Consider the following 16,218-nt stretch of genomic DNA (forward strand, 5'->3'; position numbering starts at 1 on the left):
ATAAAAACGCGTTGCGGTGGGCGGCGTTAGACTCACGTCTTCGCCGGCGCTGACCGTATGGTCGTGCAGCTTACCGCATCCGGGGAATGTCCCGGCACTGTCCCCTGCGCCATGTCCCCATGTGAGGAGTCTGTCCCCCTATGACCACTGGCAACCTGCTCTATGCCCAATCCGGCGGCGTCACCGCCGTCATCAACGCCACTGCAGCCGGCGTCATCGCCGAAGCGCGCGCACGCAAGATCAAGGTGCTGGCCGCACGCAACGGCATCCTGGGCGCCTTGCGCGAGGAATTGATCGACACCTCCAAAGAGTCCGCCGCCGCCATTGCCGCCCTGGCGCAGACGCCCGGCGGTGCATTCGGCTCGTGCCGCTACAAGCTCAAATCGCTGGAAGAAGACAGCGCCAAGTACGAGCGCCTGCTCGACGTGCTGCGCGCGCACGACGTCCGCTGGTTCCTCTACAACGGCGGCAACGACTCGGCCGACACCGCGTGGAAGGTCTCGCAGCTCGCAAAGGCCTATGGGTACCCGCTGCACTGCATCGGCGTGCCAAAGACCATCGACAACGATCTGGCGGTGACCGACACCTGCCCCGGCTTCGGCTCGGCGGCCAAGTACACCGCCGTCTCGGTACGCGAGGCCGCACTGGATGTCGCCGCCATGGCCGACACCTCCACCAAGGTCTTCATCTATGAGGCGATGGGCCGCCATGCCGGCTGGCTGGCCGCAGCGGCAGGCCTGGCCGGGCAAGACCCGGACGACGCCCCGCAGATCATCCTGCTGCCCGAACGCGCCTACGACCAGGCTGCATTCCTGGCCAAGGTGAAACAGGTCGTGGACAAGGTGGGCTGGTGCGTGGTGGTGGCCAGCGAGGGCATCCAGGACGCACACGGCAAGTTCGTCGCCGATGCCGGCGGCGCGGCCGACTCGTTCGGCCATGCACAGCTCGGCGGCGTGGCCTCGTTCCTGGCCGCACAGGTCAAGCAGGAGCTCGGCTACAAGGTGCATTGGACGCTACCCGATTACCTGCAGCGCTCCGCGCGCCATCTGGCATCGAAGACGGACTGGGAACAGGCGCAAGCGGTCGGCAAGGCCGCCGTGCAGTACGCGATCAAGGGCATGAACGCGGTGATCCCGGTGATCGAACGCGTCAGCGACGCACCATACCGCTGGAAGATCGTGCCTGCACCCCTGCACAAGGTGGCCAATCACGAAAAGAAGATGCCGCCCAGCTTCCTGCGCAAGGACGGCTTCGGCATCACCGAACGCGCCCGCCGCTATTTCGCCCCGTTGATCAAGGGCGAAGCGCCGCTGGCCTACGGCAGCGATGGCTTGCCGAAGTATGTGAGTTTGAAGAATGTCGCGGTGGCGAAGAAGTTGCCGGCTTGGGAAGGGTGAGATCGAAGCCGCGTGGGATGCACAGCGATGATCAACTCTCCACTGAGGTGCAGCAAATCGGGCACTTACGCGCGTGGCTTGCGCCCTAACGAAAGGTGGCGCTGGGGGCGTGTGTCATTTCGAGAGGATCATGAAAGCGCGTTGTCTAGGCAATTGTCGAAGTAACTGATCCACCTGTGCATGCACTGAAAGCGAACCCCGGCCTGGCCGGGGTTCGTTGTTACGGATGAAGAGCAAATCTCGACTTACTGACACGCCTTGCCTTCCACCGTCATCTGCGCAGCGAACATGGGCACCTGCGGGATCTTGCCGGCAGCGGCTTGTTGCTTGGCGTCTTCCAGATAGATGCGCGACTGGCCCTGTCCATCGAGCTGCGGTTTGGCATCCACCGGCTTGCGCCATACGCGCACGACCGCTTGCTGTGACGGGCAGGCTGCGCTTGGCACGCGGATCACATCGTTGAAGATCCAGCCCGAGGCGACACTGGGTGCGGCCTTGGCGAAATCCACGAAGCGTGCGCGTGGTTGACAGGTGGGGCTGCTGCGGACCACCGACAATGTATACGGCTGTGCAGCATTTCCGGTAAACACGCCTTCCAGTCGTGCGCAGGCTTCCGGGATCTGACGCAAGGTGTGCACGGCGCCGACCGCTTGCGCGGTGCCGGGTGCGCGCGGCTTGAGTTCGGGCGTGGGATCGGCCGCAAACGCTTGGCTCGTCAGCAACAGCGTTGCGAGCATCGCGGCGTATTTTTGCGCAGCATGGTGGGACATGGACACTCCTGGGTCGACCGAATCACGTTGGCCGCAGGCTGTCACGCCGCAACTGAACGACGCGCCAAAGCCATAACGCTGGTCGCCACGCAAGGCGCGGCGCATACTCGGTCGCGATCCGGCCACCTGAACATTCGCGACGCGCATTACGGCCCAGGCGGCCGTCGAGTCCGTATTCGTCAGTCCACTCGTTGTGTGCATCGCCCTTGGTTCGTCCCGACCGGACGACATCCATTCTCTTGGGAGGGGTCATGCTGGAACACTATGGGTTGTGGCTTGCGCTGGGTTGTGCGGTCTTGGCAATCGTCTATGGAATCGTGTCGGCGCGCTGGGTGGTCGCGCAGCCGAGCGGCAATGCACGCATGCAGGAGATCGCCGCCGCGATCCAGGAAGGCGCGCGTGCCTATCTCAACCGGCAATACCTCACCATTTCGGTTGCTGGGGCAGTGCTGTTCGTGTTGGTCGGGCTGTTCCTGAGTTGGTACACCGCGATCGGGTTTGCACTGGGTGCGGTGTTGTCCGGGTTAGCCGGCTATATCGGCATGAACGTCTCGGTGCGCGCCAATGTCCGCACCGCCGAGGCGGCGCGGCATGGCATCGGCAAGGCGATGGATGTGGCGTTCCGCGGCGGCGCGATCACCGGCATGCTGGTGGTCGGCCTCGGGCTGCTCGGCGTGGCCGGCTACTTTGCTGTGCTGCAGGCCATGGGGCTGCCACTGGAGCAGAACCTGCATGCCTTGGTGGGCTTGGCATTCGGGTCGTCGTTGATCTCGATCTTTGCGCGCCTGGGTGGCGGAATTTTCACCAAGGGCGCAGATGTGGGCGCCGATCTTGTCGGCAAGGTCGAGGCCGGCATTCCCGAGGACGATCCACGCAATCCGGCAGTGATTGCGGACAATGTCGGCGACAATGTGGGCGACTGTGCCGGCATGGCCGCCGATCTGTTCGAAACCTACGCAGTCACCGTGATCGCCACGATGCTGCTCGGCAGTCTGACGCTGGCCGAAACCGGTCCGCATGCCGTGCTCTATCCGTTGGTGCTCGGCGGAGTATCGATCATCGCTTCGATCGTGGGCGCGGCCTTCGTCAAGGTCAAAGGTGGCGGTTCGATCATGGGTGCGCTTTACAAAGGCGTGATCGTGTCGGGCGTGCTGGCGGCGTTGGCTTACTGGCCCATCACCCAATCGCTGATGCGCGACAACACCCACGGCGCCGCGGCGTTGTACGCCTGCGCACTGATCGGCCTGGTGCTCACCGGCCTGATCGTGTGGATTACCGAGTACTACACCGGCACGCAGTACACCCCGGTGCAGCATGTTGCATCGGCCAGTACCACGGGGCACGGCACCAACATCATCGCAGGGCTCGGTATTTCGATGAAATCTACCGCGCTGCCGGTGATCGCGGTCTGCGCAGCAATCTGGGGTGCGTTTCACTTCGGCGGCTTGTACGGCATTGCGATTGCAGCAACGGCCATGCTGTCGATGGCCGGCATGATCGTTGCGCTGGATGCGTATGGACCGATTACCGATAACGCCGGCGGCATCGCCGAGATGGCCGAGCTCCCTCCCGAGGTCCGCAACATTACCGACCCGCTGGACGCGGTGGGCAACACCACCAAGGCAGTGACCAAGGGCTACGCGATCGGATCGGCGGCGCTGGCGGCGCTGGTGCTGTTTGCCGACTACACGCACAACCTGCAGGCGGCCAATCCCGACCAGGTGTACGCCTTCGATCTATCCGACCACACGGTGATCATCGGGCTGCTGATTGGCGGGCTGATTCCCTATCTCTTCGGCGCGATGGCGATGGAAGCGGTCGGCCGCGCCGCGGGCGCCGTGGTGGAAGAGGTGCGCCGCCAGTTCCGCGAACTTCCCGGCATCATGGCCGGTACCGCCAAGCCGCAGTACGACCGCGCCGTCGACATGCTGACCCGCTCGGCGATTGGCGAAATGATCGTGCCTTCCCTGCTGCCGGTGGTGGTTCCGATCATTGTCGGGTTGCTACTGGGTCCGCGTGCACTGGGGGGCTTGTTGATCGGCACGATTGTCACTGGTTTGTTCCTGGCGATTTCGATGACCACTGGCGGCGGCGCGTGGGACAACGCCAAGAAATACATCGAGGACGGCCACTTCGGCGGGAAAGGCAGCGAGGCGCACAAGGCTGCGATCACCGGCGACACGGTCGGTGATCCGTACAAGGACACCGCGGGGCCGGCGATCAACCCGCTGATCAAGATCATCAACATCGTGGCCTTGTTGCTCGTGCCCCTGCTGTAACGCTGCGATGACCGCAGGGCACGTGACCTGCGGTCATGACGTCGGGAAGCAGCCGACCGACCGAACGCGTCGCGGCAAGTCCGAACCGGTCACTGCGGAAAGCGGCAACTGGGGCATAGGGAACGGGCCAATAAGGCGTCGCCGGGCCGGGGCATTTGCCCTTCCCAGCTCAGGATCGGCATCGCGCCGGGGCCCGCTGGCGGCCCCCATCGTCGATAATGAAGATGGCGCCATCAGGCAGAAGGGGCTGGCCTGTGCCGGCAAGCCCCCGTCCCGCCCGGCCTACGATCACAGGCAGCCGATCAGGCCGTCATAGATCGGCGGTGCGCCGCCCGGCAGTGGCTTGAACAGCGGATTGGCCACCGCAAGCGTGCGATACATCTCATCCAGGCGGGTACCGGCCTTCAACGGTGCCGTGCAGCGCCACACCCGGCTGTCCGACCGCAAGTAACCGCTACGCGGGTCGACGCTGACCTCACTGGCGCCGAAGGTCCAGATGCAGCTCCGCACCACCCCGGTGACGCGATGCACCGAGCAGCGGAAGCGCAGCGGCTGGTAGTCGCTGAAGTCGCCGCCACAAAAGGTGTCGCCGCAGATATTGTCGAAATCGCGGTCCAGCCGCTGCTCCAGATCGATGAACGCCTCCCAGCCCTCGCCATTGGCGGGCCAGTCCACCGCATCCACAAAGGTCGGCGGAGGCGTCGCGGCGGCAGCGAACTGGGCGGTAAGGGACAGCAGCAGGAGAACCAGCAAACGCGCAAGCCTGGACATGGGCAATTCCTATGCGGTGGATGAGCCTGCAGCGTGCGCCTCCGGCCGGGCCGCAACGATCAGGCAGTCACCCGCGATGAACGCGGGCTATGCCGCACGCAGCGGTCAGGACATTGCCCATTCAGTGTCGCTGCAGCGCAACAGCCGAACGCGTAGAATCGCGCTCCACACACTGCTGACGCCTCGGAGCTACCCGCATGGGCCTTGAACTGGTCACCTCTGGCAAGAATCTGCCGGAAGAAATCAACGTCGTCATCGAGATCCCCAAGGATTCGGAGCCGGTCAAGTACGAAGTCGACAAGGCCAGCGGGGCGATCTTCGTCGACCGCATCCTGTCGACCCCGATGCGGTATCCCTGCAACTATGGCTACGTGCCCAACACCCTGTGCGGCGATGGCGACCCGGCCGACGTGCTGGTGGTGCTGCCCTTGCCATTGGTGCCGGGCTCGGTGGTGCGCTGCCGTCCGGTGGGCGTGCTGCGCATGAGCGACGAGGCCGGCAGCGACGAAAAGATCCTGGCTGTGCCGATCGAGAAGATCTTCTCCGGTTACGCGCACATCGAAGACATCAACCAGGTGTCCAGCCACTGGATGGAACGTATCGGCCACTTCTTCGAGCATTACAAGGACTTGGAGAAGGGCAAGTGGGTCAAGCTGGACGGCTGGGGCGGCGCGGCCGAGGCCAAGCGCATCCTGACCGAGTCGGTGGAACGCTACAATTCCGACGCACCCTGATCCATCGATCGTGATGCTGCCCTGCGTGTAGGGGGCGATCGGGATCACGCTTCTGGCGTGATCCCGGTGACCGCAGTCGGCAGATTGGGTACATTGCCGAAAGCGTTTGGCCGGTGTCTGTCACCGGTGACTTCTGGGGAAGTGTCTTGCGTATTCTGTTTGTTGGGGACGAAGCCAGTCTTCCGTCCGACCTTGTCGATTACGTCGCCGACCTGGGCGACCAGTGGCAGGCGCAGCAGGTGGCCGATGGCAATTCGGCGATCGAAGCTGCCGCGCTGTCGCCGTTCGACGCCGTCATCGTTGCCCCGGTCCTGCCGGACCTGACTGCCGCCACCTTGCTGGGGCAAATCCGCACGCTGCGCCCGGACACCATTCGTATTGCGTTGATCGATGCGCAAGGCGGCCAGCGCACGCCGCCGGCCCGCATCATCGGCGTGGCGCATCGCTTCTTGCCGATGCCGCTGGCGCCCGAAGTGCTGCTCGAAGCGGTTACCAGCCTGGAGGAACTGCGCGAGCTGCTCAGCAATCCGCGCCTGCGCGCGGCGATCGGGCGGATCGAAAAACTGCCCTCGCCCCCGCATTTGTACCTGAGCCTGATGCATGCGCTGGAAGAGGACGACGGCGCCGACGCGGCCGATATCGCCAAGCTGATCGCCGGCGACCCGGCGATCGCGGCAAAAGTGCTGCAATTGTGCAATTCGGCGTTCTTTTCCGGTGGCCGCAGCATCACCGACCTGCGCACGGCGGTGACCCGCCTGGGCGTGGCGACGCTGCGCGACCTGGTGCTGGCCAGCGAAGTGTTTTCGGTCCAGACGCTCACGCCGGCCGAGCGCAACGCGATGCAGCGCCGCGCCCTGCTCTCTTCGCGCCTGGCGGCCAAGGTGCTTCCGCCGACCAGCGCAGAACTCGGTTCCACCGCCGCATTGCTGGCCGACATCGGCTTGCTGCTGCCGGGCGTACGCGACGAGCGCGAGGCGCCGGCCGAAGGTGGCGACGAACGCCTGGGTCACACCGAAGCCGGCGCCTACCTGCTCGGCCTGTGGGGCTTGCCGATGCCCATCATCGAAGCGGTGGCCTTCCATCGCCATCCGCTGCGTTCCAGCATGCGCAGCTTCTGGGTCACCGGCGCAGTGCATGTCGCCACGGCATTGGCCAGCGGCGAAAGCGTGGACGAAGAGTACCTGACCAAGGTCGGCGTCATCGCCCGCCTGCCGAGCTGGCGCGAACAGGCCGATACGTTGCTGGGGCTCGCCGAGGCGTAAGGCACTCGCTTGCGGCATCCCGAAAGAAGCGCGGCCAAGGCCGCGTTTTTTTATGCCGTTTCTTCGACCGCCCTGCATGGGGCCGTTGCGCCAGGGCCGCGCATTGCAAGCCTTGGTCTGGGCGATGTGTCACGGCACTCACCCCAAGCGCACCGCACTACAGGCAGACGATGCGCTCAAGCGCTGTGGAAGCTGCCCGAGAAGAAAGACTGCAGTTCTTTGCGAGCGGAGTCGCTGAGCAACTTCCACATCCTGCGCGCGTTTTTCGCGGAACTGCCGCACCGCTTGAGTCGCGCAGCGATGACTTCGCATCTAAATCACGCGCCGCATGCGCATTGCCTCATCGCAACAGGGCACTGCATAAAAAAAGACGGGCCTTGCGGCCCGTCTTTCATTTACTACGCGCGTCGATGGATCAGAAGCGCTGGGTGTACTTCATGTACATGAAACGACCGATTTCGAAGCCGCCGTAGTAGGCAAAGCTGCTGTTCGGTGCCGAGTACTGCAGCGGACCGCGGTGATCGAACACATTGTTCGCGCCGAGTGCGATCGTGGCGTCCCACGGCGCCTTCCAGTTGACCTGCAGGTCGTGGAAGGTATTGGCGCCGGTGTGACGCAGCGGGTCGGACTCGCCGTTGGCGATATGGTCCGGCGCATCGCAATAGCCTTCGGCCAGCGTGATGCAGCTTTCCTTCATGCCCGAGTAGTAACGCAGGGTGTAGTTGACGCCGAAATCACCCAGCGACCAGTTCACGCCAACGTTCGAACGCACGCGGAAGATGCCCGGCTCGCCGACACGGCCAATCATGATGGCGTTGCCTGCGCTGTCCTGGCCGGCTTCGTCGTACTTGCTGACGTAGCTGGTCTGCCAGTCGAAGGTGAAGGAACCGATGGCCGTTTCCGGCAGGCGGTACTTCACACCCAGGTCGTAGCCTTCGGTTTCCATCTGACCGAGGTTGGCCACGCCGTAGCTCATCGCCGAGATATGACCATCGGCTGCACGTGTGACATTGGCGCAACGTTCAGCGTCGCCGAGCACATAGCAGTCGCGCAGGATGCGGTCGACGCTATCGGCGATGATCATGTCGTTGATCTCGTAGCGGTACCAATCCAGCGAGATGTCCAGACCCTGCACCCAACGCGGGCTCCAGACCAGACCGGCGGTCTTGCTCGTGGAGGTTTCCGGCTTCAGGTTCGGGTTGGCGCCGCTGATGAATTCATCAGGCGTCTGGCACGGATAGGTCGTGCAAGGCACGAAGCCCTGGCCGAGCTGGGTGTAGCCCAGCGGCACGCCAGCGTTGGTGCAGGCCGCGTTGCCGTTGACGCTGTTGGGGGCGCCGACGCCGCAAGGATCGATGTAATCCTCGAAGCTGCTGCTCAGGCCGCCGTACAGGTCGCTGATGGTGGGCGCACGGAAACCTTCCGCATACGTCGCACGCACCAGCAGGTCTTCCAGCGGACGCCAGGTCAGGCCGAACTTCGAGTTCAGCGTGTTACCGAAGTTGCTGTAGTCCGAGTAACGCGTTGCAGCGTTGAAGGTCAGTTCCTTGGCGAAGGCGACATCGCTCAAGAGCGGAACATTCAATTCGAGGTAGACCTCGTCCAGCGAGTACTGGCCCTGCGTGGTCTTGGCACCCAGACCGGTGCTTTCGCCCGACTGCGCAAACGCATCCGGAGAGAAGCGACCTTCTTCCTTACGGTGTTCGTAGCCCACCGCAACGCCCAGATCGCCAGCCGGCAGCTCAACCACCGAACCGGACAGGTTTGCGGTGAAGCTGGTGGTCTTGGTCAGGCCGGTATCGGTGAAGGTCGGGAACAGGAATTCCTGCAGCGCCGGGTCGGCAAGCGAGCCCTGACCTGCAACGTTGTACGGCAGCAGCGGATTCCACGGACGGCAGGCCGACAGCGAGATCGGATCTGCAGCGGTACCGCACTGCGCAACGCCCTGGCCGTTGATGAAGGACGGGCCCAGCGCCTGACGCGACGCGATGAGGCTCATGTCGCCACGGCTACGCTTGGTGTTCTCGTTGCGGTTCCACAACGCACCCACATCCCAATCCCAGGTCTTGCCGCCGATGTCGAAGTAGCCACTTAAGGTCGGCGCGAAGCGCAGGGTCTTGAGCTGGTTTTCGCTGGCACGCGGCACTTCCCAAAGACGACGACGGAAGTCGACATCCTGGCCGATCGGATTGAATGCGCTGCTGCCTTCCAGCGGAGTGCCGAAGGAACCGGACTGATACGGGTAGCCCGCGATCTGCCCGTCGGTCGTGCGCTCGTTGTAGGCAATATCGGCGTTGAAGGTGATGGCATCGGCAACGTCGTAGTTGACGTTTGCAAATACCGACTTCCGCTCGATACCGGTCTGCACCATCATCTGCTGGTTCGAGTTGGCGTACTCGGCCGGCGTGATCGGGTGATAGTCGGCCGGGTTGTTCGGGTTGCCGCCGGCATTGAGCGTCTGCCACACCGCGGTGTCCGGATCATCGCAGTCCACCTGCAGCGGATTGCACCACGAACCGTTCTGGCTGATGGGGCTCCAGCTGTTGGGGGTCGAGTTGGGACCGCGCGAACCATCGCGGCTGAACCAGCGGTTCTTGGCGAATACCGGGTCCTGCTTGGAATATTCGGCAGACAGCGTCACGCCACCGCGCTCGCCCTGCGAGCCAACAGTGAAGGAGTACTGCGTGGTGTCGCCGTCGCCCTGGCCGAACTGGCCGAACTGCACGCTGGCTTCAGCGCCGTCGAAACGCTTACGCGTGATGACGTTGACCACACCGGCGATCGCGTCGGAGCCGTAGATGGACGAGGCGCCGTCCTTCAGCACTTCAATACGCTCGATTGCCGACATCGGAATCTGGCTGAGATCCTGCAGACCGGAGGTCGACGCACCCAGACGCTTACCGTTCACCAGCACCAACGTACGCTGCGCGCCGAGGTTGCGCAGGTCGACGTAGTAACCGCCAACGTCTTCGCCGGACGACAGCGCGTCGGCACGCGAGATGGCCGGGGAGCCGGCGGAGGTCAGGTTCTGCAGCACATCGGCAACAGACGTCAGGCCCTGCTTTTCCAGCGCTTGACGATCAAGGGTCAAAATCGGCTGCTGCGTTTCGACGTCGGCGCTGCGGATGCGCGAGCCGGTGATCTCGATACGGTCAAGCGTGGTGGTCGACTCTTGTGCGGCGGCAAAAGCCGGCGTCAACGCGATCGCAATACCGGCGGGCAACAGGCCCAGCCGCACTGCGGAGGTGCGAAGGTTCATCAATCTCTCCAGGGTTCGTTAGTGGCGCGTTAAGCGCCCCTGTGCAAATTACGATTGCGTGAACGCCGTCGCTTTGCGCGTCACGTTACGTGGCTTTGCCGAATCTGGCGGATTTGCCGTTTGGTCGCGGTAGTGCGATGCGGAGACACCGAAGCGCGCACGAAATGCACGCGCGAAGCTGCAGCAATTGTCGAAGCCGCTTGCGGCTGCAACCTCGCCGATCATCATCGAGGTATCGCGCAACAAATCGGATGCACGTTCCAGACGCAAGCGTGCGGACAGCGCCTGCGGGCTTTCTTCGTACAAACTCTGAAACGTCTTGGAGACGTACCAACTGGAAAAGTTGGTCAGCTGCGCCAGTTCGCTGATGCGCACCACGCGGTCGCTGTTGCCTTCCAGGTACAGCCGTGCACGCTGCATACGCCCAAACACCTGACGCCGACGGCTGCGCGAGCGGCCCGGGCAACGCTGTTCCTGCGCAATAAAATCGCGTTGCATCGCGGCCAGGTGCAACAGCAACGGCCGCGCGGACGCACTGCCGCTTTGTGCGGCGGCATTGCGCCACAGGCGCAAGGCAATGCGCAGATCGCTGCGCGACAACTGGGCGCGGCCGGGATACAGCGTGGCATCGGTCAGTTCGGCAAGCGACTGCAGGCTCTCGCCATCCAGACCGACGCCCACGCATAGCGCGCTGCGATCTGCCTGCACGGTGGGATGGGAATCCTTGTCGAAGGCGATCCAGTCGCCGGCACGCAGACGAAAGCGGCCCTCCTTGGATTCCACCCATGCGCGTCCGCGTAGCTGTATCCACAAGGTGAATGTCGCCGCGTTGGTACGGATGCTGCCGAGCCGCGAGACCGCCAGACAGATAGTCGATGTCGACTCGTTGGCGTTATCGAGCGCGAGCGCAAGCCCACGATCCGCGGTGATGACCTGTTGCATGTTGGCAGCCCCCTGTACAAAAGAGGGCGTAGTGTTTTGCCGACTGTGGCGTCAGTCAGGAAGTTTTGACGAAACTGCGCCGAAATTGCCACGAAGCCTTTCCGAAGAACTTACGAGGCGATTTTTCTCAATACCGACAATAAGTTAGCGATGGCACCAATAGGCGCCACGGAATGCTGTGACAACGGCATATACGCGATGGCGCTGCCATCTTCTTCGGCCAGCGACACATACAGCGTCCCATCGCGCTGGTTCAGGCTGAAACCGTTGATGGTGGTGAACTTGACCGCATCCAGGCACTGGCCGCGGCCGCTGCGCAACTCGCGATCGTAGGCAGCGCAACTGTCGGTGGACGACAGGTAATGCAGCTGGCCATTCACGCCCGGCGCCCAACTGCGATACCGCCAGCGCGATGGCTGTTGCGGATCGACAGCATGCAAGGTGTCGGCGGCCAGCGATGGAGCGACCTGCCACACACCGCCCCCGCTGAGGCGGGTCAGCAAGACCTGTCCGCTGGCGCGGTCCAGTCGCAATTGCGAGACGTCCTGCAGCGTCGCCAGCGCACGCCATGGGCTGCTGCGCCGGTCGTACAGCGTTGCGAAGGTATGCCCGTCGTCGGCAGCAGCAAGGACCAGCAGCCGGTGCGGATCGGGAAGATGGATCGCCTGCAGCGGGCGCGGCTGCGGCACGGGTAGTCGCACCACCTGGCCGCTACTGGGGGTCACTTCGAATAGCGCCGCATGCCCGGCCGCATCGCTGCCGCTGACCAGCACGCGTTGCGAATCGGCTGACCAGTCGGCGGCCTGGCGCGAATCCGGTCGCAGCCCTTCGATCAAGCGCACCGAACCGGGCTTGCGGACATCGCCCCACCACAGTGCGTACGCACCGGATCGATTGGATGCAAAGATCAGCTGGCGCCCATCCGGCGCAATCATCGGCTGATCGTCGCGCCCGCTGGATGGAAACAGTCGGCGTCGAATGTAGCCACCGTTCATCGTGTCGCCAATGACCTGATAGACGCCAAACTGCGGTTTGCGTTGCACGAACACCAGATGCCCATGCGCCACGTCCGGTGCTTGCGCATCGTCCACGCCCACATCGTGCAAGCTGTGGTCCCGCAGATCGAGGCGATACAGCCGCGCCTCGCTGTCCACGCGACGCCCGAAGATCAAACCGCTGCCATCGGGCAGCCAACTCCATCCACGGATATCGGCGTTGTCATGGGTGAGCCGTTCGGCGACGCCGCCTTCGGCAGGGATCCGCCACAGGTCCCCGAGCTGCGGATTACGCAGGAACACGATCCAATTCCCATCGGGCGAATACCGCGGCGCGTAATCGAAATCACCCGCCTGCGCCGGATAGTCAAGCGTCTGCCACTGCCCGGTTGCCAGATCCAGGCGACGCATGCGGGCCGCACCGTGCGTGCCGGTCATGCTGCCGAACACCAGCGCGCGCCCATCCGGCGACCAGCTGAAACTCAGCATGTCGGCACCATCGCACCGCATTACCTCGCGCGACGCCGCAGGCCCGGTGGCTGCGGCAATCATGACCCGGCAGCTGCCATCGGGCGCCTGCCTGGAAAACGCGATCTGCCGGCCATCCGGCGACCACGCCGGCAAACGATCGGAGACGCCGGGCGCAGGCGTCTCCAGTACCCGTGGATAGGCGTTGTCGGTGGTCTTGACCAGGATTGAGGTGCCGGTGCGATCGCGGGTCAATGAGGCGTACGCCACCCTCGCGCCATCGGGCGACAGGCTTGGCGTGAGATCGAATCCACCGCCTGCGGTAATGACCTGATACGGCCGTTTGGGGCTGCCCAGCACCGCATGCGCTTGCGCGGTCTCAGGTGCCGGGGCAGGTCGCCATGAGGTCCATACCGCAAGGCTCAGCACGACCAGCAACGCCACGCTGGCGACTGCCAGCGCCATCGAGCGCCGGTGTCGTGGCGCGGCCGGCGCCGCAAAGACGGGCGCTACGGGCTGGACAGGCGCGGTGCGGACGGGCGATGCGGCAGCGTCGGACTGGTCGGGGACGGACGCCACGCCTTGGTCTGGCTGCGCCGGCTCGAGCGTATCCGGACCCAGTGCTTCACCAGGCAGCGTCGCCGATGCAGGTGCCTGCGCTTCCCACACAACCGCCGCCATCAAGCGATACCCGGTCTTGGCGATGGTCTCGATGTGCTCCGAGCGCTGCCCGCCGTGGCTGGCAAACGCCTTGCGCAGCTGCGTGACCGCCTGGGTCACCACATCGTTGGTCGGCAAGGTATCGGGCCAAACCTCGGCAAGCAGTTGCTCGCGCGTGACCACCTGGCCCGGCTGCCGCGCCAGGGTCAGCAACACCGCCAGGGATTTGGGCGCCAGCCGCAGCGGACGCTTTGCGCCAGGTGCGTGCACCTCGCGCGAGGCAACGTCGACCACGCACTGACCGACACGCAGCCGGCCCGATGGCATTGCAATAGCGGGAGGAACACTCATCGGCAAAAACACGCGTCGGCATGCAAGAACAACAAAGAGCGCCCCGCGCCTTCCGCGAAACGCCAAATTCAGCAAAGGACGACGACCAACTGTGTCATGCATCCATTTGGTGCAAATTTTACGCTATGCCCCGTTGCTTCCTAAGACAGGCGGCAGCGTCAGGCTCTCTCTCTCTCGCCGACGAATTCGAATAATTACGACGTACCCTTCGCGCCTTCTGGCGCGATTTTTTTATCTGCGATTCAGCTAAATCAGCTGAAACCCTTATTTACTGGAATCGCTTGCAACCCTGACATAGCGCGGCACTTGCGGACCGCGCTGCAATCTGTTCAGTACAAAACTGAACTTTTCCTAAGCAGGCGCTACATCACGTTTTATGAAACGCTGCCATGTAACGCGTCACGTGGCGCGATAGACCTGCGCGCCCTGCGCGACAAATTGCGCGGACTTTTCCTGCATGCCCGTCGACAGCGCTTGCGCCTCGCTCATGCCGTGCTCGGCCGCGTAATCACGCACGTCCTGGGTAATCTTCATCGAGCAGAAGTGTGGCCCGCACATCGAACAGAAGTGCGCCAGCTTGTGCGCGTCCTTGGGCAGGGTTTGGTCATGGAACTCCTTGGCCTTTTCCGGATCCAGGCCAAGATGGAACTGGTCGTCCCAACGGAATTCGAAACGCGCCTTGCTCAAGGCGTTGTCGCGCACCTGCGCGCCCGGATGCCCCTTGGCCAGGTCGGCGGCATGCGCGGCGATCTTGTAGGCCATGATGCCGTCGCGCACGTCCTGCCGGTTGGGCAGGCCCAGGTGCTCTTTCGGAGTGACGTAGCAGAGCATGGCGGTGCCGAACCAGCCGATCATCGCCGCACCGATCGCGCTGGTGATGTGGTCGTAGCCCGGCGCGATGTCGGTAGTCAGCGGCCCCAGGGTGTAGAACGGCGCCTCGCCGCATTCGCGCAGCTGCTTGTCCATGTTTTCCTTGATCAATTGCATCGGCACATGGCCGGGGCCTTCGATCATGGTCTGCACATCGTGTTTCCAGGCGAGCTTGGTCAGCTCGCCCAGCGTTTCCAGCTCGCCGAATTGCGCCGCGTCGTTGGCGTCGGCGATGCAGCCGGGGCGTAGGCCATCGCCCAACGAAAACGCCACGTCGTAGGCCTTCATGATCTGGCAGATGTCTTCGAAGTGCGTGTAGAGAAAATTCTCCTTGTGATGCGCCAGGCACCACTTGGCCATGATCGAACCGCCACGCGAGACGATGCCGGTCACGCGCTGTGCGGTCAGCGGTACGTAACGCAGCAACACGCCGGCGTGGATGGTGAAGTAATCCACGCCCTGTTCGGCCTGCTCGATCAAGGTGTCGCGAAAAATTTCCCAGGTCAGCGCCTCGGCGCGTCCATCGACCTTCTCCAGCGCCTGATAGATCGGCACCGTGCCGATCGGGACCGGCGAGTTGCGGATGATCCATTCGCGCGTCTCATGGATGTGCTTGCCGGTGGACAGATCCATGACCGTGTCCCCGCCCCAGCGGATCGACCACACCAGCTTCTCGACCTCTTCGGCAATGCCTGAAGACACCGCGCTGTTGCCGATGTTGGCATTGATCTTGGTCAGGAAATTGCGGCCGATGATCATCGGCTCGCTCTCGGGGTGATTGATGTTGTTGGGCAAGATCGCGCGGCCCCGTGCGATCTCTTCGCGCACGAACTCCGGTGTAATGCGTTGCTGGATCGAAGCTCCGAACGCCTGGCCCGGGTGCTGCCTGCGCAAGCTTGCATCGGTCACCGCTTCCAGGCGCTGGTTTTCGCGGATCGCCACGTACTCCATTTCCGGCGTGATGATGCCGCGGCGCGCGTAATGCATCTGGGTGACGTTGGCGCCCTGTCGCGCGACCCGCGGCAGACGCCGCGCCGGAAAGCGCACTGCATCCAGACGCACATCGTGCTCGCGGCCACGCCCGAAGCTGGAGCTCAGCCCGTCCAGGGCGACGGTGTCGCCACGCTCGGCAATCCACTGCGCACGCAGCGGTGCCAGACCGGCTGCCAGATCGATCGCCACCCGCGGATCGGTGTAAGGCCCGGACGTGTCGTAGACGCTGAGCGGCGGATTCTCTTCGCCGCCGAACAAGGTGGGCGTGCGCGTCAAGGCGATCTCGCGCATCGGCACCTGCAGATCGGCGCGCGAGCCTTGCACGAAGATCTTGCGTGAACCGGGAATCGGCTGGGTGACAGCCTCCGACAACGACTGGGCTTGTTGTTGCAAAACGGTGGGCGCGGCATTCATGGCATTCGTCCTGTGTGCTGGCCCTGCGAAGGAGTCGCAGTGCGGACGAAGCG

General features: G+C 63.7%; 10 protein-coding genes. 4 read left to right on the forward strand and 6 right to left on the reverse strand.

From position 1 onward, the window contains the following. Nucleotides 1–140: 140 nt before the first annotated feature. Nucleotides 141–1,397: a 6-phosphofructokinase gene (locus ACDH77_RS16165; RefSeq protein ID WP_071117271.1), complete on the forward strand. Its 1,257-nt coding sequence runs from the start codon at nt 141–143 to the stop codon at nt 1,395–1,397. 245 nt (nt 1,398–1,642) lie between these two features. Here ACDH77_RS16165 and ACDH77_RS16170 read toward each other — a convergent pair whose 3' ends face one another. Further along, nucleotides 1,643–2,167, reverse strand: a complete 525-nt coding sequence (locus ACDH77_RS16170) for a hypothetical protein (protein WP_011348509.1) — start codon at nt 2,165–2,167, stop codon at nt 1,643–1,645. Between the two features lie 251 nt (nt 2,168–2,418). On the opposite strand from ACDH77_RS16170, the gene ACDH77_RS16175 reads away from it, so the two are divergent. Next, a complete protein-coding gene (locus ACDH77_RS16175) occupies nt 2,419–4,446 on the forward strand; it encodes a sodium-translocating pyrophosphatase (protein WP_014090993.1) in 2,028 nt (675 codons plus the stop codon). Between the two features lie 288 nt (nt 4,447–4,734). Here ACDH77_RS16175 and ACDH77_RS16180 read toward each other — a convergent pair whose 3' ends face one another. Beyond that, complete coding sequence (locus ACDH77_RS16180; RefSeq protein WP_008573723.1) at nt 4,735–5,217, reverse strand: hypothetical protein; 483 nt, start codon at nt 5,215–5,217, stop codon at nt 4,735–4,737. 197 nt (nt 5,218–5,414) lie between these two features. Here ACDH77_RS16180 and ppa point away from each other — a divergent pair, with 197 nt between their 5' ends. Next, nucleotides 5,415–5,951: an inorganic diphosphatase gene (gene ppa / locus ACDH77_RS16185; protein ID WP_005911986.1), complete on the forward strand. Its 537-nt coding sequence runs from the start codon at nt 5,415–5,417 to the stop codon at nt 5,949–5,951. Nucleotides 5,952–6,064: 113 nt separating this feature from the next. Then, nucleotides 6,065–7,213 (forward strand): HDOD domain-containing protein, encoded by a 1,149-nt coding sequence (locus ACDH77_RS16190; protein ID WP_029820216.1) that lies wholly within the window; start codon nt 6,065–6,067, stop codon nt 7,211–7,213. Between the two features lie 415 nt (nt 7,214–7,628). On the opposite strand, the gene ACDH77_RS16195 is transcribed toward ACDH77_RS16190, so the two are convergent. The 4 genes from ACDH77_RS16195 to thiC all read right to left on the reverse strand — a co-directional run bounded on the left by ACDH77_RS16195 (nt 7,629) and on the right by thiC (nt 16,165). Next, nucleotides 7,629–10,472, reverse strand: a complete 2,844-nt coding sequence (locus ACDH77_RS16195) for a TonB-dependent receptor plug domain-containing protein (RefSeq protein ID WP_008573719.1) — start codon at nt 10,470–10,472, stop codon at nt 7,629–7,631. Between the two features lie 48 nt (nt 10,473–10,520). Next, entirely contained in the window at nt 10,521–11,414 is an 894-nt protein-coding gene (locus ACDH77_RS16200; protein WP_008573718.1) for a helix-turn-helix domain-containing protein, read from the reverse strand. Between the two features lie 110 nt (nt 11,415–11,524). After that, nucleotides 11,525–13,864, reverse strand: coding sequence for a winged helix-turn-helix domain-containing protein (locus tag ACDH77_RS16205; RefSeq protein ID WP_372353550.1), 2,340 nt, complete (start codon nt 13,862–13,864; stop codon nt 11,525–11,527). A gap of 423 nt (nt 13,865–14,287) precedes the next feature. Next, a complete protein-coding gene (gene thiC / locus ACDH77_RS16210) occupies nt 14,288–16,165 on the reverse strand; it encodes a phosphomethylpyrimidine synthase ThiC (RefSeq protein ID WP_011348514.1) in 1,878 nt (625 codons plus the stop codon). Between the last annotated feature and the right edge of the window lie 53 nt (nt 16,166–16,218).

The sequence above is a fragment of the Xanthomonas axonopodis pv. maculifoliigardeniae genome (assembly GCF_041519315.1).
In the GTDB taxonomy this organism is placed as follows: domain Bacteria; phylum Pseudomonadota; class Gammaproteobacteria; order Xanthomonadales; family Xanthomonadaceae; genus Xanthomonas; species Xanthomonas euvesicatoria.

Bases quoted from the DNA above. Each gene is read 5' to 3' on its own strand.
- ACDH77_RS16175 (WP_014090993.1), top strand. From the start codon at position 2,419: ATGCTGGAACACTATGGGTTGTGGCTTGCGCTGGGTTGTGCGGTCTTG.
- ACDH77_RS16180 (WP_008573723.1), bottom strand. From the start codon at position 5,217: ATGTCCAGGCTTGCGCGTTTGCTGGTTCTCCTGCTGCTGTCCCTTACC.
- thiC (WP_011348514.1), bottom strand. From the start codon at position 16,165: ATGAATGCCGCGCCCACCGTTTTGCAACAACAAGCCCAGTCGTTGTCG.
- ACDH77_RS16195 (WP_008573719.1), bottom strand. From the start codon at position 10,472: ATGAACCTTCGCACCTCCGCAGTGCGGCTGGGCCTGTTGCCCGCCGGT.
- ACDH77_RS16205 (WP_372353550.1), bottom strand. From the start codon at position 13,864: ATGCCATCGGGCCGGCTGCGTGTCGGTCAGTGCGTGGTCGACGTTGCC.
- ppa (WP_005911986.1), top strand. From the start codon at position 5,415: ATGGGCCTTGAACTGGTCACCTCTGGCAAGAATCTGCCGGAAGAAATC.
- ACDH77_RS16165 (WP_071117271.1), top strand. From the start codon at position 141: ATGACCACTGGCAACCTGCTCTATGCCCAATCCGGCGGCGTCACCGCC.
- ACDH77_RS16170 (WP_011348509.1), bottom strand. From the start codon at position 2,167: ATGTCCCACCATGCTGCGCAAAAATACGCCGCGATGCTCGCAACGCTG.
- ACDH77_RS16200 (WP_008573718.1), bottom strand. From the start codon at position 11,414: ATGCAACAGGTCATCACCGCGGATCGTGGGCTTGCGCTCGCGCTCGAT.